Source organism: Salinibius halmophilus, from assembly GCF_003577475.1.
GTDB lineage: Bacteria > Pseudomonadota > Gammaproteobacteria > Pseudomonadales > Natronospirillaceae > Salinibius > Salinibius halmophilus.
Window position 1 is genome coordinate 68,653 of record NZ_QPEP01000012.1, and the last position, 22,873, is coordinate 91,525.

Sequence of the window (22,873 nt, forward strand, 5' to 3'; positions counted from 1 at the left end):
GGCTGGAGTGGCTATGAGCGAACAGCAGGATTATGTTGCCCTAGAGTGGGTACGCAAAGAGATTGATGCCACCCTTAGAGATGCTCGCCAAGCGATTGAAGCGTTTATCGAGCAACCTGAGGATTCAAGCCGGTTGCAGTTTTGCTTGGCTTGGCTACATCAAGTGCGCGGCACACTAGAAATGGTTGAATTTGACGGGGCGGCAACCCTCGCTCGAGAACTTGAAAACCTAGCCAGTGCGCTATACAACGAAACTGCACCAGCGTCGGAAGCAAACCTTGCTACCCTGCTTCAAGGCGTGTTGCAACTACCAAGCTACCTAGAAGCGGTGCAGTCTGGCGAACCAGATTCACCGGTAGTACTGTTGCCACTAATCAATGAGTTGCGTTCAGCTTACGGTGGTCAGCTATTATCTGAGCTGTCGTTATTTACCCCAAATATGGCAGCGGCACGCCCGAGCGATTTGCCTGATGTATCAGAAAAAGTTTTTGCCAGTGATAAGTTTTTAGAGCTGGCAAAAAAACTGCGTCATGTTTATCAGATTGCTTTGCTTGGCTTGTTGCGAGGCCAAGACAGCCCAGAGAACCTAGATTACATTAAAAAAGTAACGCAACGTCTTGCGGGTCTCACTGCCAAAACGCCTCGTGGTCAATATTTTGTTGTTGCTGATGCGTTTGTTGATGGGGTTCAGGCCGAGTTATTGCCGTTATCTTCAGCCATTAAAAAGCAACTGCAACAAGTAGATAAGTCGTTAAAATCTGTTATTGCTGACCCGGTTGCAACGATTGCTTCATTTGTAGAAGATGATGTCATCAAGGGTTTGCTTTACCACTTAGCGAGTTTGGATACAGATATCGCTAGCATCACGCAAGTTCAGCAACGATTCCAGCTAGATAGTAGTATTCCTCATGCCGAAAAAATTGATCACGCTCGGCGCAAACTAGCAGGCCCGGATAAAGAGGCGCTGTCTTCGGTTGGCTCAGCCCTAGCAGATGAACTTACCCAAATAAAAGCTATTGTTGATGAGCTTCGTGCTGGTAGTGCTAGTGATGGCACTTCTGGAGAGCTAGAAGAACGGCTTGCCCGTTTTGCTGATACGTTGTCGATGATTGGGCAAGGGCGACTCGGCCGTCGCTTGCGCGAAGCTGCTGAGCTTATTTTGGTAGCAGATGAGTCGGCATTCCAGCAAATAGCAGACGCCGTTGTAGATGCTGAATATGCCTTGGAAGATTTGTCGATTGATCAAGCAGACCGACAAACTGCCGCGATTGATAAAGCCCAAGTTGCGTTAATTGAGCAAGCATCGCAAGAGCTTGATACGGTTAAAGAACAGCTTACCTTCTATTTTTCGTCGTGGAACATCAACGAGCTAGATGGCGCTTCAATGCGTTTGCGCAGTTTATCTCGTACTTTTACCTTGGCTGCGCTCGAAGCACCTTCTGAGCTGGCTGCCGGATTAGCTTGGGTGGTAGAACACCACTTTACTGGCGAGCCAAGTAATGAAGATATTCTTAATTCAACCGCTGATGTCCTAGTCAGTCTTGAATACTTCTGCGAGCGATTTGAGCAGCAAGATTCCTCTTTGCACAATATGCTAGCCACGGCGAAAGCTAAGCTTCAAACGCTGGGTTATGATGCACAGGCGAGCGAAAAAGAGACGCCTAGCGAAGAGGCTGCGGTTGAAGAAGCTGAGCCACAAGCAGTTGCGACTGAGCAAGCCAAAGCCATAGCGGTTGAAGTAGATGATGATTTAATCGATGAAGAAATCATCGAAGTCTTCCTAGAAGAGCTTGAAGATGTTCAGGCGACCTTGGCAGAGTTCTATCCACAAGTTAAACAAGATCGTCAGCATAACGATGACCTTACTACCGTCCGCCGTGCCTTCCACACGCTCAAAGGTTCTGGCCGTATGGTGCACGCAGTAGTGGTTGGCGAGTTAGCTTGGTCGATTGAAAACATGTTGAATCGTGCGATTGATGGCACGATCGATTTGGATGACGATGTATTTGCACTCATCGACGCCACCCTTGCAGAGCTGCCAAGGTTAGTTGATGACTACCGTGGTGGCCAGCAGTTTGAAACACCTTCTGTTCAACAAATTAAAGCCTTGGCTTTCGCAAAAGCAGACCGCGAACAAATTGACGTCAGTGAGTTAAACGCAGGGTCTGGCGAAGAAAGCTCGGTTGCAGAGGTTGTCGAATCACCGGCTACAGACGAAATGTCGCTGGCCGCGGACGAGCAGCTGGATGAGGCCGCTGCGCTGCAAGAATTGGAAGTCAGCGACAACGAGGTTGAGCCTGTTGACCTTGCCATGGAGCGAGGTGCGGACGATGACACTGAATCGGCTGATCTCGACTTAACAGTCGACTTAGGCGAGTCTGCAGAGTTTGATGCAGACGTGCCAGTGTTTGAGTTCGACGAGCCGTCATCAGACGACGGTAGTATTGAACTAGACCTAAGTGAATCATTTACCGTTGATGATGACGATGCTGGCTTTGAGGTTGAGCTAGATCTGCCAGAGTCTGTAGAACGACAGGATGATGATCAAAGCGATGCGCAAGACGCAGCCGCGAGTGACACACTCACCGAAGATGAATTAAGTCGCACATTCGAGCAGGAACTAGAAACACACCTTGCGGCCTTGGAAGCTTTCTTAGTCGAGGCAAGAGACAGTGGCCGAACCGATTTAGATGATACGCTGTTGCGCAGCTTACACACCATCAAGGGTGCAGCCGGTATGGCTGGTCGCGAAGCCGAGCGTAATATTGCCGGTGCGGGTGAGAGATTAGTCAAAGAGTTGCGTGACCAGCAAGCTGAAGGCGATTGGCTAATCTTTGAAGTGATCGCTGATGCGACGAGTGTTATTCGCCGCTTAGATGAAGCGTATAAAGCTGGCACTGAAGTCGCCCAAGCAGATGTTGATCTATGCATTGAGCGCATTGAGTCAACTCTTGAGGATCGATTGGCGGCCTATGCGCTTAGTCGTGAGTCAAGCCCAAGCATTGGCTTGATGGCATTGTTTAGTAGTGATGCGATGGCGCAGTTGATTGCTGCAGAAGAGCATTTGTCGCATTGGTGTGCCGAGCCAGACTTAGAACAGCTACAACTCTTCGCACAAGAGTTGGATACTCTGGCTGATGTGGCGCTAGCAATTGATATTGCACCCGTGCAACAGCTATGTGAACAGATGGGCAAGGTGATGAACAAGGCGGTGCAAATCGCCGAACCGGTTGACCCTGTTCATAGCTCTGCGGTTACCTTATCGCTTGCAAGCTTGATGAACATTCTTGATCGCTTAGCAGCTGGGCTTAGCATCATTTCTGACGAAGATAATTTAGCTTCGCTGCGTGAAGTCGATCAAAAACTCGCTGATATTTTGGCGCAAGCGACGGTTGCACCAGAAATAGAAGCGCCGCAAACTGAAGAGCCAGAGCCAGAGCCAGAGCCAGAGCCAGAGCCAGAGCCAGAGCCAGAGCCAGAGCCAGAGCCAGAGCCAGAGCCNACACGCTCGAGATCTTCTTGGAAGAAGCCGAAGAGCTGGCGGAAACGATTCAGGCGCACCTAAATGATTGGCGCGATGCGCCAGAGAACATCAATATTCTCACAGCGCTTCAGCGCGATTTGCACACCTTTAAAGGTGGCGCGCGCATGGCCGAGTTGCGACCTATTGGTGATTTAGCCCACGAGCTAGAATCACTTTATGAGCGCCTAGCTGATGGTCGATTGACGGTGTCTGCCGACAAAATGAAGCTGGCAGCAAGCTGCCAAGACCGTTTGCAAGACATGGTGCACGACATTGTAGAACGCCAAGGTTGTCAGCCGGCACCAGATTTATTGAATGCTCTGCATTTAGAAATCTACGGTGAACCGTTAGCGCAATCAGAAGCGAGTGATGACACAGATGACGTCACTGTGTTGCCAGCATTCGATAATGACTTTGTTGCCAAACTTGATTTAAGTAACGAGTTGCTGGCGATCTTTATCGATGAAGCGCAAGAACTTAACAAACAGCTGACGGCTGCATTGCAATCATTGCAACAAGATCATGGCAACCTAAATAGTGTTGATGAATGCAAACGCATTTTGCATACGCTGAAAGGTGGCGCTCGTGTTGCGAATTTAGACAAACTCGGTCAGTTCTACCACGATTTAGAATCTGAGCTGGTCGCTCGAACCAGTGGTAATCGCGATATCAGCGCTGACTTTGTAGCAGCCTTGATTAGCGAGCATGACCTGTCAGCTGCCGCAATTGACCAAGTTCGCCAGCAGGTTACTGCAGACGTGCCAGTAGAGCCACAAGTGCCGGAAGTACCGAAGGCTAAGCCTGCAAGCAAGCGCACCGGTCCAGATTTGCAACAGCCTAAACAAGCTGAAAAGCGTGCACAGCCTCAAGAGACTGTTCGTGTACAAGCCGACCTGCTGGAGAACCTAGTTAACCTTGCCGGTGAGACGTCTATTTCACGTGCTCGTTTGGAAGAGCAAGTCAGTGAGTTTGGTTTCACACTCGAAGAGATGGAAGCGACGATCTCGCGCTTACGTGAGCAGGTGCGCCGGTTAGACGCCGAAACAGAAGCACAGGTTAGCTTCCGCCAAGAGCAGGTTGCCGAAATGGGTCAAGAAGAGTTCGACCCATTAGAAATGGACCGTTACTCAACCATTCAGCAGCTATCGCGTGCTTTGCTGGAATCCGCATCGGATATTTTCGACTTAAAAGCCTCCCTGGTAGACAAGTCGCGTGATGCCGAAACTGTGCTCGTGCAACAAAGCCGAATTAATACTGAACTGCAAGAAGGCCTCATGCAAACACGCATGGTGCCTTTCTCTCGCATGCTGCCACGTTTGCGCCGTGTTGTTCGCCAAATTGCAGCCGAACTGGGTAAACAAGTAGAGCTGCAAACGCGCAACGCCGACGGTGAGCTTGACCGCCAAGTGCTGGAGCGCCTTGTTGCGCCACTTGAACACATGCTGCGCAACGCCATTGACCATGGTATTGAGCTGCCGAGTAATCGAGCGGCTCAAGGTAAACCAGAGATGGGTACCATCACCATTGAAATCGCCCGCGAAGGTGGAGATGTGGTGTTGAATATTTCCGATGATGGCCAAGGTATTAATACCGACGCGATTCGCCGCAAAGGCATTGAGCGCGGCATGATTGAAGCCGATGCAGAGCTTACCCAAGAAGAATTACTGCAACTGTTGATGACCGCAGGTTTCTCAACGGCTGAGTCAGTAACGCAGATTTCAGGACGTGGTGTAGGTCTTGATGTTGTGGCAAGTGAAATTCGCCAACTCGGTGGTTCGGTTGAGCTATACAGCGAACCACAAATTGGTACCAACTTCTTATTACGTATTCCGTTCACTGTATCGGTCAACCGCGCCTTGATGGTAGGCATTGGTGAAGAGCTTTATGCATTACCGCTGAATACCATTGAGGGTATTGTACGAGTACCAGAAGAAGAACTGATGGCACATATGAAGGCGAGCAACGCGACCTACCATTATGGTGGTCAGGATTATCGCATTCGTTATTTGGGTGATGTATTGGGCACAGGCCACAATCCACGCCTTGATAACAATGGATTGCCATTGCCTGTGGTGCTCATTAAAGGCCGTCACGCTGGCGATCACATTGCCGTGCACGTTGACGAGCTACTTGGCTCTCGCGAAATTGTGGTGAAATCAATTGGCCCTCAGTTCGCGCAAGTGGCGGGTCTGTCAGGTGCCACTATCCTCGGTGATGGCCGAGTGGTTGTGATTATTGATTTGGCAACGCTTGCTCGTACAGAGCAGGCCCTGTTGCAGCAGGAGCCAGAGAGAAACGCGCTCACCGATCAAAACCAGACCAAGGCGCGTTCTTTGGTAGAAGACGAACAATATACGGTCATGGTTGTCGATGACTCGGTGACGGTACGCAAGGTAACGACTCGCTTACTTGAACGTAACGGTTATAAAGCTGTAGTAGCGAAAGATGGTGCTGATGCACTATTAACCCTACAGGATACGATCCCTGACTTGATGCTACTCGATATTGAGATGCCTCGCATGGACGGCTTTGAATTGGCAACACGCATGCGCCACGACGAACGTTTGTCGCATGTGCCAATTATCATGATTACGTCTCGTACGGGCAGTAAGCACCGCGACCGTGCACTAGCGATTGGGGTCAATGAATACATGGGCAAACCGTTCCAAGAGGCTGCCTTGCTTGAGAACATTAAAAAACAGCTAGCGATTGCTGAAACCTTGGTTTAGCCACTATGGGCACTCGCGCTGCAGTGATTGCTGATACGCCATTAAAGCGACATTTTTATCGCAACTTATTGGCTGGGTTCGGCTGGCAGGTGGAAGTTTACGATCTTGCATTTCTGCAGCACGAAGTGCTGAGCAATGAGGCCGTTACGTTGTGGTTAGTGGACGCCAATGACTCGGATAATCTACCCGATGCATTGTTCGAACTGCCAGATGTGCTGTTTTGTGATGAGCAGGTGCCTAGTCCAGATTCTGTCGAAGCGTTGCGATTAACCCGGAGGTTGAAAGAGCGCTTTGCGGCGATGGGCCTAACTGTTTCGGCTAGTCGCAGTCATACGGCGGTGACACTGGCAATTCCTGCTGCCATGCAGGCCAAGGCGCCAGACGATATTGAGCTTGTTGTTGCTGTTGCCGCCTCGGCAGGCGGACCGCGAGCGGTGGCGGAATTCTTCAACGCTTTGCCAGCCAATTTGCCGGTGGCATTCTTATATGGCCAGCATATTGATGCGCCTTGCTGGCAAAGCCTGCCTGCTGCCGTTAGCAACAGCAAGCTAGAAGGCGTGTTAATTGAGGCGGATACTGAATTACATGCTTCAAGAGTGCACGTACTGCCGGTTGAAGGCATGTTGATGTTTGAACCGGACTGGCGCATGAAAACGATGGACGTGCCGTGGTCGGGCCCTTATTCGCCAAATTTTAATCAATTTTTACAGCTGTTTGCTCAGCAGTTCGGTGCCAAGTCTGTTGCGATTATTTTTTCTGGCATGGACAACGATGGCGTTGAAGGCGCTAAATTTATTCAACAAGTGGGTGGTAAGGTATGGGCGCAGAGCTCAGAAAGTGCTGAGCAGCCGTCTATGCCTGATGCGGTTTCCGATGCTGGTGTGGTCGACTTTCGCGGCACACCTAGCCAGCTTGCTAACCACTTGGTGCAAACTATTATCGCGAGGAGAGGTCGAACATGACCCTGCAGAAAAAAACGCAAGAAGAAGCGCTATCAACACTTCTAATGCCGGTCGCTGGGCGCATTGTTATGGTACCCAACACGACCATTGCGGAGATTATTCCCTATCAGTCCCCATTGTTGCGTGATGAATCCGGTCAAGCCTGGCGTTTGGGTAGTATCCCGTGGCGTGGCATTAACATCCCATTGATTAGTTATGAAAAACTGCAAGGGCGAGGCCTTCCAAGTGCCAACATCAATACTCGAATCGCCGTTTTTAACCGCGTTAACGAGTCGTTCGAGTCGGGTTTTTGGGCGATGGTGATTCAAGGTATTCCTCGCCAACTAAAGGTTAATCCAGAGTCTCTACAGACGCTAGATAGGGCTGTTGAGGCAGGCGATGCACAATGGGCTGATAGCGAGTATGGTGCTGTGGTGATTCCAGACCTTGATTGGATTGAGCAGCAGTTAATCTAGAATAATTTGGCGTTTACGATCACAAGCAACGGTAGCCTCGCTACCGTTCAGCGATAAATCTAGGTGCTTACGATCTAGGCGTGTAATGGTGTAGCGAAATGTTGTTCCTGGTTGGAATCTGCCTTCAAGATTGGCGAGTTGCTCAAATCTAGGCTCGGCATCGCCAAGTATGAAGCTACGCTCTATCGTTACCTCAAGGGTGTCGCCTTCTTTCTGCCAGCTGTTGGTCAGCAATATATTGTTTTCTAGCGCTACTTCATAACGAGCCAGGTTAAATTGCACTTCGCCAAAGCTATGGTGTTGATCGGGTAAAAAGTTTTCATTGGTAATGAGCGTCATCTCTGAGCCGTCTTCTAGTGGATATACGCCGTAGCAGGTCCAGCCACCAATTAAATCGGCCGCTTGCAGGTGAGCAGTGAGCAATAACAAAACGGGAAACCAACGCACAATAACTCCTAATTAGTTTGGTAACGACTGATGGTGACGACTACGATAGCTACTTGGCGTTAACCCTGTGTGAAGCTTAAATGCAGCCGAAAAATTTGCCGGCTCATCATATCCCACCGCTAAGGCAATTTGCGAAATGGGTGTGTTGGTCGTGGTGAGTAAACTACAAGCCCGACCCATTCGCAGCTGAATCAACTTTTTATTAGGGCTAATTTGTAGCCATTGCCTGCATTGCCTAACTAAGTGTGGCACAGAATAGTGAACCTGTTCGGCCATGCGCTCAAGGTTCCAGTTTTGCTCTAGGCGTTGATCAACATAGTCGAATAAACGTTGAAGCCTTAGTTGCGCCGCTGGAATAGCATGCTCAGTTTGCAGTGATAGGTCGCAAATATGAGTGAGTTGTTTCGCAATTAGGCGTAATAGTTTGCGATCATCAACATGTTTTGCCGTTTGATATATGCCTTCAACGGCGTGGTCGACTAGATTCGTGTAGCGGGTAGGCTGGTGCCAAGCTGTTGTACGATGAATGCTCTTCCAGTGTGCTTCTGGAGTAAGCATTAACCAACTAAAGTGCCAAGGCGCCTGGCTGACAATAAACTCGTTTTCTAACCCTGCAGGAATAAACACCATGCTGTCGGTTTGTAAGCAAATCTCACCCTGAGTACAGGTTAACCGACCTTCACCCGAGTTGGTGAATAATATCATGTGGAACTTTGGCTGGCGGCGATACATACGGTATCCGACCTGGGCGCGTGCTTTGCCAACTTGCAAGATGCCTTGTTCAATGAGTGGAGGCAAGTCATCGCAATCGATAATCAGTTCCTCGGTTCCACTACCTTTTTGGCAAATATCCACACTCACAATCAACGCTGCCTTGTTACGTTTAGCCGCCAGATATGCATCCTATCGCACATTTTGCCCCTTTGGCATATTTGTACGCCATCGAAAAGTAAAAAAACTACTCTAACCATGAGCAAGTTACGGCAGAGCAACGACATGGATGTACAATCCTCTCAAGCAACCCTACTTAAGCGTGTTGGCTTAGCAGCCATCGTACTAATGCAGCTACTTAGTGGCTCTATTTTTGTTGGTATCTATCAACTGCTGCAAAGTGCTGAACAGTTGAATCTTGTACAGCAGCTATTAAACCACGGCTGGCAGGCTTGGTTAGCCAATTGTCTTGTTGTATGTATATGGTTAGCCATTCGCCGACGCTGGTATGACCAGTTAGCGTTTTGGTGGTCGTTTGTTGTGGCGGTTGTAAGCATTACACTAATGGCACTGGTGATGACCAGTGCCATCCAGATCTAGCTCCGTTTATATTCACAAATACGATAGCGCATGCCGTTTTTACTGGTGTGCGTTTCGTTCTCTATCTCTGTCCATTGCGCCCAGTCGACTTCGGGCGCATAAGCATCGCCGTCAATGTCGACATCAACTTTGGTAATGTAAAGCCGGTTTGCTAGTGGTAATAGGGCCTGATAGATTTGCCCACCCCCCATGACAATAATTTCGCCAGCGCCAGTTAATAACGAGTTGGCGTAACTGACGGCTGATTGCGTGTCATGAAAGACTTCCACACCCTCATGGTGCCAATGTGGGTCGCGGGTGATGACGATGTTTTCCCGATTTGGCAGAGGTCGGCCAATCGATTCAAATGTTTTGCGCCCCATGATTACCGGCTTACCCGTTGTTTTAGCTTTAAAATGCTGTAAGTCTTCCGGTAGGTGCCATGGCAACTGATTACCTTTGCCGATAACGCCGTTGTTTGCCATTGCCCATATCATTGCAATCTGCATAGATGCATACCCTTATTGTGCGTTCCTGCGTAAAGTATACGGAAGATTCAGGCGCCACTCACCTGCTGGGTCAATAATGGGTGAGTAGCATAACGAGTTCCGAGAATGCCAACACTGGTAAGTGAAGTGCATTGTGTTGAGCTCTACAAACAATGAGGTAGTTCTTTGTATCCGTTTTATAAACGCACGCTCGGCTGGTTAGCGGGTTTTATACTGTTATTTTTACTGGTTGGGTTGGTTTACTCATCACTCTACACCCTTTGGCAAATGTGGGTGGGGGGCTTGTCAGCGGAACTCGCCCAGCAGGCTACGAATGCAATGCTTAACTCGGCAACTGGCCTAGCATGGTTGATTTTATTGCAAGCCATTGTGTTTATCAGCTTTACGCTCGTGGCCATGTATCGTTTGCCTAATATGTCGATGAACTACTTTTTGGCATTTGCTCCGGTTAGTGCCAAAAACGGGTTTTGGTTGGCTGGGCTTTATGTGGCCTACTTAATCGGCCAGTTGATCATTGTTAACTGGTTAGCACTAGATAATGATGCATTCCTACACGGTGCGGCAGGCTCTCGCAGCTACTTCCTGCTAATTGGCTTAGCCGTGCTGGCGCCTATTTATGAGGAGTTGTTCTTTCGCGGCTATCTACATCAAGCGTGGCGCTATACCAAGCTTAGGTTTGTGGGCTCTGCTGTGATTATTTCGATTATTTTTGCGTTGTTGCATGGTGCCCAGTATGGCTGGGTACAGTTGGGCTTTATCTTTACCCTATCGATGTTGCTTAGCTATGCGCGTGAGCTAACGGGTAGTTTACGAGCGCCAATATACATTCACATGGTCAATAACTTTTTGCCGGCGCTTGGGTTGTTGTTTATTGAAGCGCAGTAAGCTAGCTGCGCCAAAAATAGGGTGAGAACAATACCAGCAGGGTGAAAATCTCTAAACGCCCCAGTAGCATGGCTAAACAAAGTAACCATTTTGCCGCAGAGTTAAGGCTGGCCCAGTTGCTGCTGGCATCGCCTAAGGCTGGGCCTAGGTTGTTTAATGCCGACGAGGTAACCGACCACGTCGTTTCAAAGTCGATGCCAAGTGTTAGTAGAACAAAAAACACCGAAGCAAATACCACCACATAAACGGCAAAAAAGCCCCACACAGAGTTCACCACGTTTTCGTTTAGTGGCCTGCCGCCTACTTTGATGCGAAAAATACCATTTGGGTGAATAAGCTTTTTAATCTCCCGCGTGCCTTGTTTCCATAACAACAAGATGCGCATGGCCTTCATGCCGCCAGCGGTTGAGCCTGCACAGCCGCCAATAAACGCAGCCAGTATTAGCAAGTAAGGCAGCATATGTGGCCAAGCAGTAAAGTCGGTTACTCCAAAACCTGTGGTGGTATGGTTAGCCACGGCGGTAAACAACCCATAGCGAAGCGCCTGCCATGGTGATTCGTAGGTGCTTTCTAATAATAAAAACAAAACCGTAATCGACACTACGAAGACGATGGAGCCGAGAAAAAAGCGATATTCTGGATCTCGAAAATAGTGTTTTACCGAGCGATTGCGCCACAATGAAAAGTGCAGGGCGAAGTTGGCTGCGGCCAGCAGCATAAACACGACGGCAATCAGCTCAATTGCGACACTATCGTAATGACCAAGTGAGGCGTCGTGTGGGGAAAAGCCGCCAATGGCAACCGTAGAAAAAGCGTGCAAAATGGCATTGAATGGGGTCATACCAGCCAGCCAGTACGCGAGCGCACAGGCAGCGGTAAAGACCACATAGATCAGCCAGAGGGCTTTTGCTGTACCCGCAATACGAGGGGTGATTTTGGAATCTTTTACTGGTCCAGGCGTTTCGGTTCGGTATAACTGCATGCCACCAATGCCAAGCATTGGTAAAATTGCCACAGCCAGAACAACGATCCCGAGTCCGCCTAACCACTGTAGCTGCTGGCGATACCAAAGAATTGAAGCAGGCAGCGAATCGAGACCAGAAATTACTGTTGCCCCAGTGGTCGTTAATCCAGAGAAACTTTCAAAAAACGAATCGGTAATGCCTAACTCAACGGCATTGGATAAGTAAAAAGGCAATGCCCCAGCAGCGCCCAGAACCAGCCAGAATAGGGTTGTAATCACAAAACCATCTCGGGTTCGCAGCTCGCCACGATAGGTGCGCACAGGCATCCAGAGCACAAAGCCTAGGAATAGTGTTATCGCTAATGCTTCCACCCAGACCGCCTCTTGGCCATCAACCAAAATGATCGACACAGCCAACGGTGGTAGGTTGCTAATGGAAAAAACCATCAGCAGAATGCCAAAGATGCGAAGGATGGAACGCCCGTGCATGATTACCTCAGAAGAATGTTAGGCCAACTTGGAAAAGGCGTTCTACATCGCGCAGGCGACGTTTGTTAATTACGAATAGAATGACATGGTCATCAGTTTCGACCACTAAGTCGTCATGGGCAATGAGTACCTGATTGTCCCGGACAATGGCGCCAATGGTTGTGCCACTAGGTAAATCAATTTCGTCTAAGCGGCGACCCACAACTTTCGATGAGCGCTTGTCGCCATGGGCAATGGCTTCAATGGCCTCGGCCGCCCCGCGGCGCAGCGAGTGCACGTTAACGATATCGCCACGGCGAACGTGGGTCAGCAGGCTACCTAGCGTTGCTTGGCTAGGCGAAATGGCAATATCAATTTCCCCACCCTGCACCAAATCAACGTAAGCTGGGTTGTTGATCAGGGTCATCACTTTGCGCGCGCCAAGGCGTTTGGCGAGCAATGATGACATAATGTTGGCTTCGTCATCGTTGGTGACGGCAATGAACACATCGATATCTTCAACGTTTTCGGCAATCAGGAGCTCTTGGTCAGAAGAGTCGCCTTGTAGTACCAGTACCCGCGACAATGACTCGGCCAACAAGTTTGCCCGGTCTTCATTGTGCTCAATCACTTTCACTGAGTGACGCCGCTCTAGCGTAGAGGCTAGGCGATAGCCAATATTGCCGCCACCTGCGATCAGAATACGCTTGTATGGCGGTTCTTGCCTGCGCAATTCGTTGAGAATAACGCGTAGATCTTTGCGATCAGCAATAAGGAAGACTTCGTCATCTTCTTCGATTACCGTATCAGCATGCGGTGTAATGGCGCGGTTTTTACGGTATACAGCAACCACACGCGTATCAATGTTAGGGATGAAAGAGCGCAGATAGCGAATTTCAGTGCCAACAAGCATGGAACCGGCAGATACGCGCACACCAACCATTTGCACCTGCCCTTCGGCGAAGTCGAGTACTTGCAACGCGCCAGGGGTCATAATGAGTCGATTGATATAATCGGTAACGAGCGCTTCAGGGCTAATCACCACATCAATTGGAAAAGCGCGGTTGTCACCAACAAAGAGCTCGTTTTGGTAGCGCTGCAAGTTGGGTGTGCGAATGCGGGCGATTTTAGTTGGCGTGCGGTACAGCGTGTAGGCAATTTGGCAGGCGACCATGTTCACTTCGTCAGAGTTGGTTACCGCAATGATCATATCTGCTTCATCTACACCTGCCTGTTGCAATACAGAGGGTAGCGAAGCACGACCAGCGGTCGTGCTGATATCAATGCGATCTTGCAGTTCGCGTAACCTGTGCTCATCAGTATCAACAAGGGTAATGTCATTCGCCTCACCCGCGAGCTCGGCGGCAAGGTTACTGCCGACTTGGCCGGCCCCTAAAATGACGATCTTCATGTCGCCTTCCTTGTAGTTGGTTAACTGCTTTTTTGAATCAGCGCGTAATAGAAGCCATCTGGCCCATCAATGCTTGGTAGCTGTTGATAACCAAACTCGACAGGCATTGCAAAGTCCAGAGGCACTAACTTGGCATCAGGGTGTTCGGCGATGAACTTGCCCACTTGTTCGCTGTTTTCAGCTGGTAGTATGGAACAGGTGGCATAAAGCATCATACCGCCGGGGGCGAGTGTCTGCCACAACTGCTGTAATAACTTTGCTTGCGTTGCCACCAGTTGCTCAATGTCTTCTTCACGGCGCAATACCGTAATATCAGGATGGCGGCGGATGACCCCAGTACCTGAGCAAGGTGCGTCGAGTAAGATTCGGTCGAATGGCTTGTTGTCCCACCAGATATTTAGCTTTTCTGCCGGCGCAGCAACCAGCTCTGCTGTGCGTTGGCAACGATCCAAGTTTTGTTGCACGCGCTCTAGGCGCTGATCATCGATATCGAGCGCAAGTACTTCACTAGCACCACTTTCTAATAGGTGCAGTGTTTTGCCACCGGGGGCTGCACAAGCATCTAATGTGCGCTTTCCGTCAACTTGCAGTGCTGCAGCACAGCGTTGCGCAGCAGCGTCTTGTACCGAAGCCCAGCCTTGTTCAAAGTTTGGTAAGGCGGTTACTGGCACTGGATGGTCAAGCGTAATAGCGCTTTCTGCTATGTCGCTGGCTTGCGCACCGATGCCGTTATCGTCAAGCATCGCCAAATAGTCATCGCGGCTGACACGGCTTAAATCAACGCGGATGGTCATAGGCGCTTGTGCTTGCTGTGCGGCAAAAACAAAGCGCGCCTCTTTACCCCAGGCTTGGCGAATGGCATTGCCTAACCAATCTGGGCAGCTCGCTTGCCATTGTGGGTGGCCGCCAAGCTTTTTCATTATTGCTTCGCCTTCGCGCTGAAAGCGGCGCAGCACAGCGTTTACTAAGCCTGCACCCTTTTTCAGGTTGAGCTCGTGCGCTGCTTCAACGGTTTCATGGATGGCAGCGTGCGACGCTGTTTGCTCGTCGCGCATCTGGTACAAACCTACCATTAACACCGCTTTTAGTAGCACATCATCACGGTGAATGGGGCGAGTGCAAAGCTTGCGCAATAACATCTCGGATTGCCAGTATTGACGTAGCGCACCATAGGTCAGGGCCTGCCAAAACGGTTTTTGATCACCCAAATAATTTGCTTGTCCGGCGATATCTGAAAGCGAACGGCCTTCACCAATTACTTGCGCGATACTTTTGGCCGCAGCGGCCCTTACGTTGGTCATGAAAACTTCATTCCTAGTGCTAGCGGTGCATTATTGCTGTTGAGTAGGTCACGAACGGGCATAGCTTTTTTGCCTGGCAGCTGAACAACTTCAAGCGCTAGATGGCCCTCGCCGCATTGCACAATTGCCTGTGTTTTGTTGAGTTGTACGATATCACCAGGCTCACCCACCTGCTCACAGGTCACCACGCTGGCTTGCCAAACCCTTAGTACTTTGTCACCTAGGTTAGTATGGCAGACTGGCCAAGGGTTGAAAGCTCTTACTTGGTTGCTCAGTGCTGTCGCGGGGCGGGTGAAATCTAACTTGGCGGCGGCTTTATCTAGCTTATGCGCATAGGTTACACCCTCGCTAGACTGCGCCGTGGCGACCGCTTTGCCATCGGCGATATCGCTTAAGGCAGCAATAAGTGCGGTTTTGCCGCTGGCTAGCAAACGGTCGTGTAGTTCACCACCGGTTTCTTGCTCACCAATTTCGAAGCGCACCTCTCGTAGCACAGGGCCGGTGTCTAGCCCTGCCTCCATTTGCATGATGCCCACGCCTGTTTCGGTATCACCTGCTTCAATACAGCGCTGAATTGGTGCGGCACCACGCCAACGAGGCAGTAGCGAGGCGTGTACATTAATGCATCCCTTGGGGAATGCATCGAGCACGCTTTGCGGCAACAGTAATCCGTAGGCCACAACAACCATTATATCGGCTTGGTATTGCTTGAGGGTTGCTAGCTCATCTTCACCCTTTAGCGATGTTGGCTGATGTACAGGAATATCATGCGCTGCCGCTAACGCCTTTACCGGTGTTGGGGTGAGCTTTTTGCCTCGCCCAGCTGGTCGGTCGGGTTGGGTATACACAGCTACCACATTGATATTGGCATCCAACAAGGCTTGTAGGTGGCCGGCTGCGAACTCAGGTGCACCGGCGAATATAACATTTAATGGTGAACTCATGCTTGGCGTTTCTGTGCTCGGTGCATTTTTTCCATCTTGCTCTTAATGCGATTGCGCTTCAAACCCGACAAATAATCAACAAATAGCTTGCCCGCTAGGTGATCACACTCGTGCTGCACACAAACGGCTAGCAAACCGTCGCATTCCATCTCGTATTCTTCGCCATCAGCGTTTAACGCTTTTAGCTTAATCCGGTCGACTCGATCGACTTCTTCATAGAATGTAGGAACAGAAAGGCAACCCTCTTGCCATTTAATTTTCTCGCCAATTTCTTCAAACTCTGGGTTAATTAACACTAAAGGCTGATCGCGTGTCTCAGAAACGTCGATGACGATCACTCTTTCGTGTACATTAACCTGTGTCGCTGCCAGACCTACGCCATCCGACTCGTACATGGTTTCCAACATGTCTTCGGTCAGCTTGCGAATTCGGTCATCGACTTTTTCGACAGGCTTTGCGACAGTTCGTAAACGGGGATCAGGAAATTCTAGTATCTCGAGTTTGGCCACTTTTAATTCTCCTACCGCTTTTTACTAGCGGGGTTGCGTTAACTGTGTCTAGGCTGCAATTATACGGAACCTTGACCAGACATTCATGCGTGACGAGGATGCTCAGCATGTTTATACGTATAAAAATGTTGCTGGCAGCAGTATTTGTTGCCTCAGTTGCCATGGCGGACACTGTTCGCCTTAGTCCAGATGCGCCAGAACGCTACGTGGTAGTGAAAGGCGATACACTGTGGGATATCTCGGGAATGTTTCTCGAAAATCCTTGGCAGTGGCCAGAAATATGGGCGCTTAACCAACAAATTGAAAATCCGCACCTGATCTACCCAGGTGATGAGCTAGCGCTCGTGTGGATTGAAGGCCAACAACGCATTACCACCATTCGCCGTGGTGAAGCAGGCAATACAATACGCCTGCGCCCAGGGCAAGGTAGTGATGATGGTACGGTGCAATTGCAGCCATCGGTTCGTGTTGAGCCGATTGAAAACGCTATTCCTTCTATTGAGCGCCAAAAGATCCAGGCGTTTTTGAAGGGCAACCGCATTATCGATCCCGGCATTATGGCGCGCGCTGGTTATGTGATCTCAGGTGATGAAGGTCGATCTTTGCTCGGTGAGGGCGATCGCATGTACGCCCGAGGTCTGTGGGACAACGATAACCCGACCTACGAAGTGTTCCGTCCTGGTAGGGTAATTGTGGATGTTGAAACTGGTGAAGTGCTCGGCTTTGAAGCCGTTGCACTAGGCGAAGCTTCACTAGAGCGCGTGCAAGGCCCTATTGGTACCTTTGATATTCAGCGTTCGTTTGAAAATATTGGTCCAGATGATCGTTTGTTGGCCTTACCGCCAGAGCGCTTGCAGCCAGTATTTTTCCCTTCAGCACCGGTTAGTCGTATTGAAGGTCGCGTGGTGCATGTGCCAAATGGCGTTGAGTACGCCGGTCAATTTGATGTCATTATGATTAACCGAGGCGAAGCCGATGGCCTTGAGCCAGGTAACGTTATGCAACTTTGGCGACGAGGGGCAGAAGTACGCGATCCACGCACTGGCGACAAAATGCGCTTGCCAGGTGAAGCGGCTGGCACCGGCATGATTTTCCGAACCTTTGAAAAGCTAAGCTACATGATCATCATGGAAGCAGAATCTCCAATCAAACTGGGTGATGCTGTAAGCGACCCGCGTTAAGCACATTTGAGATTGTTGACTAAACTAAACCCACTGCCAACGCAGTGGGTTTTTTTTTGCTAGTTTAGGAGGTCTCATGGATGAGCAATTGGTTGTACTGCAATGGATGCAACAGGGAATTAGTCGCCGCCTGTTAGGGCGTGCAATCAAACACTTTGGCTCTATTAGTAACTTGCTCGCTCACCCCGTCGATGCATTGCAGCCGTTTTTTCCGCAAGCAAGTGAACGCCTGCAGGTTCATCAGCTTCACCAAGATGTCTCGGCGCTGCAACAGAAACTAAAAGCGCTCGCCATTACCGTGATTTTCCCTGGTCATAAGGCTTGGCCCGAACGACTTGGTCATCTCTATGATCCACCAGCTTGGCTGTTGTGCCGCGGTAATGTTGACCTGCTGCAGTCGGATCAGCTAGCCATTGTTGGCAGTCGCCGAGCTACCCCGGCTGGCCTTAGGTTTACCGAATCATTAGCAAAAAGTGTGGCTGAAACAGACTGGGTGGTAACCAGCGGATTAGCGCTTGGCATCGACGCCGCGGCACATCAGGGCGAAGTGTCAAACACAATTGCCGTGCTTGGTAATGGCATTGATAAACCCTACCCGGCTCGCAATAAGGGGTTGTATCAGCAAATAGTTGAAAACGGTGGCTTAGTTGTATCTGAGGCTTTGTTGGGCGAATCACCGCAACCTTGGCATTTTCCTGCTCGCAACCGAATCATAGCTGCTCTGAGCAAAAAACTCTTGGTGGTGGAAGCCGCGGTTAAGTCTGGCTCATTAATTACAGCCGAAATTGCTTTAGATTTAGGACGCGAAGTCTATGCGGTGCCAGGCGGGGTTTATGCGCCGGCTAGTGCTGGCTGTTTAGCACTGCTAAAGCAAGGTGCAGAAATGGTGACAACAGTAGAAGATTTGGATATTCCAGCGAAAATGAGAGTTGACGCAGTGACGTCATTAAACGAAATAGAAGCTCGGGTTGTGAATGCTATTGCGGCGATGCCAATGACGGAAAATAAATTAGCTATTTGTTTAAATATTCCGCTAAATGAACTGTCTAATATTTTATTATCTCTAGAATTATCCGGGCGCATTGTTCATGCGCCCGGTGGTTATCATATTAGATGATATTATTCTGGAAGAATTACAGTGTCGATCACGTGGATAACGCCGTTTGAGGCCATAATATCTGTCGCTGTAATATTGGCACCATTAATAGTCGCGCCACTATCATCTAGCGTTACAACTACTGAATCGCCTTGCACGGTTGGTGCTGTATTCGCGCCACGCTCAAGCATGTCTGAAGTGATTTTGCTTGGTACAACATGGTAAGTCAGGATTGCAACTAATTGGTCACGATTTTCCGGCTCTAACAGAGACTCTACAGTGCCTGCAGGGAGTTTAGCGAAGGCTTCATCTGTTGGGGCAAAAACGGTTAAGCCCTTGGTGTTGGCTAGCGTGTCTACCAACCCTGCAGCTTGAACGGCTGCTACAAGCGTTGAAAAACTGCCTGCTTCAACTGCTGTTTCAACAATATTTTTACCTTTCATTCCATGGTCGTGTGCCATAGAAAAAGTTGCCGCTAGGGTTAATGCTAGCATAGCAGCCAGCTTGCCAAATAATGCTTTCATGATGTGTTCCTCTATATAGCTCTTGTGAGTGTGTACTCTAATTCTTGCTTTTAAATAGGAGCTATTGCTCCCTGTATAGTTAACACGTGTTGATGGCGATAAAGCCGTCTTGCTAGCCACAGTACATACGCCGATGTATTTGGTTGGATCAAAATGGGTTGAATTATTTTTTCTTATGAGTAGGTAATGTTTCTTGTAATCGGCTTGTTGCGTATATTTTTCGGAAGATTACCAGTAGGTAACCATAGGGGCTTCTAGAAAAAAAGCACCCGCACGTGGCGGGTGTAAACTGCTGCGAAGCTAGGGTGTTGGACTCCTAAGTTGAACGCTGCATTTAAACTAAACGGTTTCGCTGCGCTGGCGTAATTTCAAAGCTGAAAATGCTAGGCCAGTAGCCACAAGTGAGCCAACCAGCTGTTGCCAGTTCAGCAAAAATTGCCAATGCAGTGCAGGAAAGGCGACTACTTCTAAATCATCGCCACTACCCATTTCAAACTGCTCAAGAAAGAACCGGCCAAGATAGCTAATGACGCTGTCGAAAAATGTTGCAATGCCAAGGTTAATGTTCATCGCGTGGCTGATGCCCCAAATAATGCTTAGCACAACGAAGGGGGCTGCCGCATAAATGATTGGTAGGCGTTTTGCCAAAGCGGAGGCACACATCAGATAGATCCAAACCGGCATCAACCAGATGGCAATTGGCACAATTGCCACGAGCACCTTGATTGGTTCAATGATCCAGGCAAAGGTTAATAAGCCATCTACTTTGTCGCCCATCAAAATGGCGCCTAAAATCAGCGAAGCGATGGCTACCACTACTGCGCTGGCAAAATAGAATAGCGGTAAGACGAGGCTGCCATATAAGAACTTACTGGTAATGGTTTGCCACTCTGCCACCGGTAATGAACGCCAAAAGATGATCGATTGATCTTTACGGTCGTCGTATAGAGAGCCCAAAAAGTAAGCGCTCTGTACCAGGATAACCGTCATAAACGCTAAGGCTGCCATAACATGGCAGACCACGGATATGACAGCGTTGGCGCCAATAAATGTGCCGTCTGCAAGCTCTTCGCCAAAGCTTATTTCACCGCTGCCAGAGGCCACGCCATAGATCGCTAGAATGGCAAAGCTTACAAATGCGATGACCGAAAAAACGACCGGAAACCAAAAGGTGCTGACCTTATGCTCCATGTACTCGCGTTTCATTAAGGTGATTAGCGTTTTCATGCGGCATCCTCCATTAGCGCAACAAAAATATCGCTTAGTTTGGCTTGCTGAGGGTGACCAAAAGCAGACAGTTCTGTGCGACTGACACCATCGAACATCAGTGTTGTGCGGCCCATAAAACTCTCGCGTGCGATGGGATTAAATTGTTCAAGCTCACCAGCCACTGAATCACTTACCGTTAGCTGTTGATAGCGATCAGCGATCTCATCCATTGGGTTATGGTTGATGATTTTGCCTTGCTTAATGAAGGCTACATGGGTGAGCACTTGCTCCACTTCATCTATTTGATGGGTGGTGATGATGATGGCTTTGTCTTCGCCGTAACAATGTGCCATTAGGTCACTTAAGAAGCGCTTTCGCGTAGTAATATCTAAACCAAGCGTTGGCTCATCTAATATTAATACTTTGGCATCAATGGCCATAATTAGCGCGAGGTGCAGCTGGGCCTTCATGCCCTTAGATAGCGCTTTGACCTTTGCCTTGTGTTTTATATCTGTACGGCTTAGGAGTTCTGTGGCAACGCTGACATCAAACCTAGGGTGTAGCTGTTGCATCAATACTAGGGAATCAGCGACGCGCATCCAACGTGGCAACACCGCGATATCTGCAATGTATGCCACGTGTTCGAGCATTTTTTCACGCTCTCGGCTTGGATTTTTGCCTAGTACCTGAATGTCGCCTTGGTAATTGGTCAAACCTAAAATGGCCTGTAACAGGGTTGATTTGCCTGCTCCGTTTGGGCCAACAAGTCCCAATACCTGGCCAGCATCAAGCGTTAAATCAACGTTGTGCAATACTTGCTGTTGGTCGTAGGCTTTGACCACATTGGTGGCTTGAATATACATTTCAGTCCTCCTTAACTTTTGCCAAGAGCTCATTGGTGTCTAGACCAAGGCGTTTTATCTGCTTAACAATCGCCGGCCATTCTTGAGTTAAAAAGCGCTGGCGCTCTTCGTTTAATAGTTGATCTTGTGCACCTGGAATCACGAACATGCCTTTGCCTCGCTGTTTTTCTACCAACTGTGCTTCAACCAAAAGTTGATAAGCCTTGGAAATGGTTAATGGGTTTAATTGCCATGCGCTGGCTACTTGCCGAACCGAGGGCAGCGCATCACCTTCTTTGAGGTCGCCATCTAAAATTCTGCGAATCACGTCATCACGAATCTGCAGATAGATGGGCGTGCCTTCTTGCCAATTTGGTTGCATAGCGCCTCCTTAAATTAGGGTGCTAAACCAAGCCCCAATGCCAAAGTCGACGCCGACCAATTTACCCATTAACAAAATCGCCACCGCTGGAATCAATGGCAGTGCAACATTGGTTAACAACTCTGATTGGTTAATAGATTGATTGGCTTCCATCGTCTTTTCCTCTATTGGGTGACTTGGTGTGTTGGTGAACTGTAACACTAGTTATGTAGAACGCCAGATAAATGATTAAGTTTTATTCAGTTTCGCTTCATTTTCTTCTGGTCAGTCGCCGCCAATCATTGATTCGGGTACACTTGCGCTAGATGATTTTTTGATGCGGGAGTTGCTGTGAGCTTTGATTTTGCTGCGGTAAAGCAGTACCTAATGGGTCTGCAAGACAATATTTGCCAAGGGCTAGAGAACGAAGATGGCCAGGCAAAATTTATTACCGACGAGTGGCAGCGCCCAGCTGGCGGTGGTGGTCGTACCCGTATCATTGAAAATGGTGCGGTGTTTGAAAAAGGTGGCGTTGGCTTTTCGCATGTGATGGGCGACAAACTGCCGCCTAGCGCTAGTGCTAATCGGCCTGAGTTAGCCGGTCGAACCTGGCAGGCGGTGGGTGTGTCGCTGGTGATTCATCCGAAGAATCCACTCGTGCCAACGAGCCACGCCAATGTACGTATGTTTGTTGCCGAGAAAGAAGGTGAAGAGCCGGTATGGTGGTTTGGTGGTGGTTATGACCTAACGCCTTATTATGGTTTTGATGAAGACTGTGAACACTGGCATCAAACGGCGAAAGCGGCGGTTGAGCCTTTTGGTACAGGCTTATACAAAGAGCTAAAAGAGTGGTGCGATAAATACTTTTATTTGAATCATCGCCAGGAACCACGCGGTGTAGGTGGTTTGTTCTTCGATGATTTTCACCGCCTAGGGTTTGATGACTCTTTTGCCATGATGCGCTCGGTAGGTGATAGCTATTTGGCTGCTTATTTGCCGATTGTGCAAAAACGCCGTGCTATGCAATATACCGAAGCACAGCGTGACTGGCAGTTATATCGACGTGGCCGCTATGTTGAATTTAACTTGGTACAAGACCGCGGCACTATTTTTGGTTTGCAGTCTGGTGGCCGTACCGAATCGATTCTGATGAGCTTGCCGCCACTGGTGCAATGGCAATATGGCCGTGAGCCAGAGCCGGGCTCAGAAGAAGCAAAATTGATGGAACATTATTTAACCGTACGCGAGTGGGTGAAGGAGTAA

The 22,873-nt window shown here is 49.3% G+C and carries 22 protein-coding genes; 9 read left to right on the forward strand and 13 right to left on the reverse strand.

Annotated elements, in window-relative coordinates; all coding sequences use genetic code 11:
- The first annotated feature begins 13 nt into the window (after positions 1–13).
- The 4 genes from DUW71_RS13990 to DUW71_RS14005 are packed head-to-tail and all read left to right on the forward strand — an operon-like array spanning position 14 to position 7,669.
- Entirely contained in the window at positions 14–3,565 is a 3,552-nt protein-coding gene (locus DUW71_RS13990) for an Hpt domain-containing protein (protein WP_119395888.1), read from the forward strand.
- On the forward strand, positions 3,520–6,252 hold the full coding sequence (locus DUW71_RS13995; RefSeq protein ID WP_119395889.1) for a response regulator: 2,733 nt from the start codon (positions 3,520–3,522) through the stop codon (positions 6,250–6,252). Before DUW71_RS13990 ends, DUW71_RS13995 begins: the two co-directional genes overlap by 46 nt.
- A 5-nt stretch (positions 6,253–6,257) precedes the next feature.
- Entirely contained in the window at positions 6,258–7,214 is a 957-nt protein-coding gene (locus tag DUW71_RS14000) for a chemotaxis protein CheB (protein ID WP_119395890.1), read from the forward strand.
- Positions 7,211–7,669, forward strand: a complete 459-nt coding sequence (locus DUW71_RS14005) for a chemotaxis protein CheW (protein WP_119395891.1) — start codon at positions 7,211–7,213, stop codon at positions 7,667–7,669. The genes DUW71_RS14000 and DUW71_RS14005 overlap by 4 nt, the downstream gene beginning before the upstream one ends.
- Here the strand turns inward: DUW71_RS14005 and DUW71_RS14010 are convergent.
- Both DUW71_RS14010 and DUW71_RS14015 read right to left on the reverse strand, forming a co-directional pair.
- Positions 7,661–8,116: a hypothetical protein gene (locus DUW71_RS14010; protein ID WP_119395892.1), complete on the reverse strand. Its 456-nt coding sequence runs from the start codon at positions 8,114–8,116 to the stop codon at positions 7,661–7,663. The genes DUW71_RS14005 and DUW71_RS14010 overlap by 9 nt on opposite strands.
- A gap of 12 nt (positions 8,117–8,128) precedes the next feature.
- Positions 8,129–8,977 (reverse strand): helix-turn-helix transcriptional regulator, encoded by an 849-nt coding sequence (locus DUW71_RS14015; protein WP_119395893.1) that lies wholly within the window; start codon positions 8,975–8,977, stop codon positions 8,129–8,131.
- A 108-nt stretch (positions 8,978–9,085) separates the two neighbouring features.
- On the opposite strand from DUW71_RS14015, the gene DUW71_RS14020 reads away from it, so the two are divergent.
- The gene (locus DUW71_RS14020) at positions 9,086–9,427 is read left to right on the forward strand and encodes a hypothetical protein (protein WP_158584121.1); all 342 of its coding nucleotides are present in this window, start codon (positions 9,086–9,088) and stop codon (positions 9,425–9,427) included.
- On the opposite strand, the gene DUW71_RS14025 is transcribed toward DUW71_RS14020, so the two are convergent.
- A complete protein-coding gene (locus DUW71_RS14025) occupies positions 9,424–9,915 on the reverse strand; it encodes a dihydrofolate reductase (protein WP_119395895.1) in 492 nt (163 codons plus the stop codon). The genes DUW71_RS14020 and DUW71_RS14025 overlap by 4 nt on opposite strands.
- Positions 9,916–10,080: 165 nt before the next feature.
- Here DUW71_RS14025 and DUW71_RS14030 point away from each other — a divergent pair, with 165 nt between their 5' ends.
- On the forward strand, positions 10,081–10,800 hold the full coding sequence (locus DUW71_RS14030; RefSeq protein WP_119395896.1) for a CPBP family intramembrane glutamic endopeptidase: 720 nt from the start codon (positions 10,081–10,083) through the stop codon (positions 10,798–10,800).
- Position 10,801: 1 nt separating this feature from the next.
- Here the strand turns inward: DUW71_RS14030 and DUW71_RS14035 are convergent, their stop codons facing one another.
- Genes DUW71_RS14035 through def form a run of 5 tightly spaced genes read right to left on the reverse strand, consistent with a single transcriptional unit; the run spans position 10,802 to position 16,397 of the window.
- Positions 10,802–12,253 (reverse strand): TrkH family potassium uptake protein, encoded by a 1,452-nt coding sequence (locus DUW71_RS14035; RefSeq protein ID WP_119395897.1) that lies wholly within the window; start codon positions 12,251–12,253, stop codon positions 10,802–10,804.
- A gap of 7 nt (positions 12,254–12,260) precedes the next feature.
- On the reverse strand, positions 12,261–13,643 hold the full coding sequence (gene trkA / locus DUW71_RS14040; protein WP_119395898.1) for a Trk system potassium transporter TrkA: 1,383 nt from the start codon (positions 13,641–13,643) through the stop codon (positions 12,261–12,263).
- A gap of 20 nt (positions 13,644–13,663) precedes the next feature.
- Complete coding sequence (rsmB, locus tag DUW71_RS14045; protein ID WP_119395899.1) at positions 13,664–14,944, reverse strand: 16S rRNA (cytosine(967)-C(5))-methyltransferase RsmB; 1,281 nt, start codon at positions 14,942–14,944, stop codon at positions 13,664–13,666.
- A complete protein-coding gene (gene fmt / locus DUW71_RS14050; RefSeq protein ID WP_119395900.1) occupies positions 14,941–15,888 on the reverse strand; it encodes a methionyl-tRNA formyltransferase in 948 nt (315 codons plus the stop codon). The genes rsmB and fmt overlap by 4 nt, the downstream gene beginning before the upstream one ends.
- A complete protein-coding gene (gene def / locus DUW71_RS14055; RefSeq protein WP_119395901.1) occupies positions 15,885–16,397 on the reverse strand; it encodes a peptide deformylase in 513 nt (170 codons plus the stop codon). The genes fmt and def overlap by 4 nt, the downstream gene beginning before the upstream one ends.
- A gap of 107 nt (positions 16,398–16,504) precedes the next feature.
- On the opposite strand from def, the gene DUW71_RS14060 reads away from it, so the two are divergent.
- Complete coding sequence (locus tag DUW71_RS14060; RefSeq protein ID WP_158584123.1) at positions 16,505–17,578, forward strand: LysM peptidoglycan-binding domain-containing protein; 1,074 nt, start codon at positions 16,505–16,507, stop codon at positions 17,576–17,578.
- 76 nt (positions 17,579–17,654) lie between these two features.
- Complete coding sequence (gene dprA, locus DUW71_RS14065) at positions 17,655–18,695, forward strand: DNA-processing protein DprA (RefSeq protein ID WP_119395903.1); 1,041 nt, start codon at positions 17,655–17,657, stop codon at positions 18,693–18,695.
- Between the two features lie 2 nt (positions 18,696–18,697).
- On the opposite strand, the gene DUW71_RS14070 is transcribed toward dprA, so the two are convergent.
- From DUW71_RS14070 to DUW71_RS17600, 5 genes are all read right to left on the reverse strand, one after another.
- The gene (locus DUW71_RS14070; RefSeq protein WP_119395904.1) at positions 18,698–19,198 is read right to left on the reverse strand and encodes a fasciclin domain-containing protein; all 501 of its coding nucleotides are present in this window, start codon (positions 19,196–19,198) and stop codon (positions 18,698–18,700) included.
- Between the two features lie 339 nt (positions 19,199–19,537).
- Positions 19,538–20,425: a hypothetical protein gene (locus DUW71_RS14075; RefSeq protein WP_119395905.1), complete on the reverse strand. Its 888-nt coding sequence runs from the start codon at positions 20,423–20,425 to the stop codon at positions 19,538–19,540.
- Positions 20,422–21,270: an ABC transporter ATP-binding protein gene (locus DUW71_RS14080; protein ID WP_158584125.1), complete on the reverse strand. Its 849-nt coding sequence runs from the start codon at positions 21,268–21,270 to the stop codon at positions 20,422–20,424. The genes DUW71_RS14075 and DUW71_RS14080 overlap by 4 nt, the downstream gene beginning before the upstream one ends.
- Before the next feature lies 1 nt (position 21,271).
- Positions 21,272–21,631 carry a GntR family transcriptional regulator gene (locus DUW71_RS14085; RefSeq protein WP_119395907.1) on the reverse strand — a complete coding sequence of 120 codons (360 nt, stop codon included), beginning with the start codon at positions 21,629–21,631 and terminating at the stop codon, positions 21,272–21,274.
- 9 nt (positions 21,632–21,640) lie between these two features.
- Positions 21,641–21,784 (reverse strand): hypothetical protein, encoded by a 144-nt coding sequence (locus DUW71_RS17600; protein ID WP_158584127.1) that lies wholly within the window; start codon positions 21,782–21,784, stop codon positions 21,641–21,643.
- 177 nt (positions 21,785–21,961) lie between these two features.
- Here DUW71_RS17600 and hemF point away from each other — a divergent pair, with 177 nt between their 5' ends.
- Positions 21,962–22,873: an oxygen-dependent coproporphyrinogen oxidase gene (gene hemF / locus DUW71_RS14090; protein ID WP_267896671.1), complete on the forward strand. Its 912-nt coding sequence runs from the start codon at positions 21,962–21,964 to the stop codon at positions 22,871–22,873.

Bases quoted from the DNA above. Each gene is read 5' to 3' on its own strand.
- dprA (WP_119395903.1), top strand. From the start codon at position 17,655: ATGGATGAGCAATTGGTTGTACTGCAATGGATGCAACAGGGAATTAGT.
- DUW71_RS14025 (WP_119395895.1), bottom strand. From the start codon at position 9,915: ATGCAGATTGCAATGATATGGGCAATGGCAAACAACGGCGTTATCGGC.
- DUW71_RS14035 (WP_119395897.1), bottom strand. From the start codon at position 12,253: ATGCACGGGCGTTCCATCCTTCGCATCTTTGGCATTCTGCTGATGGTT.
- fmt (WP_119395900.1), bottom strand. From the start codon at position 15,888: ATGAGTTCACCATTAAATGTTATATTCGCCGGTGCACCTGAGTTCGCA.
- DUW71_RS17600 (WP_158584127.1), bottom strand. From the start codon at position 21,784: ATGGAAGCCAATCAATCTATTAACCAATCAGAGTTGTTAACCAATGTT.
- rsmB (WP_119395899.1), bottom strand. From the start codon at position 14,944: ATGACCAACGTAAGGGCCGCTGCGGCCAAAAGTATCGCGCAAGTAATT.
- DUW71_RS14070 (WP_119395904.1), bottom strand. From the start codon at position 19,198: ATGAAAGCATTATTTGGCAAGCTGGCTGCTATGCTAGCATTAACCCTA.
- DUW71_RS14080 (WP_158584125.1), bottom strand. From the start codon at position 21,270: ATGTATATTCAAGCCACCAATGTGGTCAAAGCCTACGACCAACAGCAA.
- DUW71_RS14020 (WP_158584121.1), top strand. From the start codon at position 9,086: ATGAGCAAGTTACGGCAGAGCAACGACATGGATGTACAATCCTCTCAA.
- DUW71_RS14005 (WP_119395891.1), top strand. From the start codon at position 7,211: ATGACCCTGCAGAAAAAAACGCAAGAAGAAGCGCTATCAACACTTCTA.
- DUW71_RS14060 (WP_158584123.1), top strand. From the start codon at position 16,505: ATGTTTATACGTATAAAAATGTTGCTGGCAGCAGTATTTGTTGCCTCA.
- DUW71_RS14000 (WP_119395890.1), top strand. From the start codon at position 6,258: ATGGGCACTCGCGCTGCAGTGATTGCTGATACGCCATTAAAGCGACAT.
- DUW71_RS14085 (WP_119395907.1), bottom strand. From the start codon at position 21,631: ATGCAACCAAATTGGCAAGAAGGCACGCCCATCTATCTGCAGATTCGT.
- trkA (WP_119395898.1), bottom strand. From the start codon at position 13,643: ATGAAGATCGTCATTTTAGGGGCCGGCCAAGTCGGCAGTAACCTTGCC.
- DUW71_RS14075 (WP_119395905.1), bottom strand. From the start codon at position 20,425: ATGAAAACGCTAATCACCTTAATGAAACGCGAGTACATGGAGCATAAG.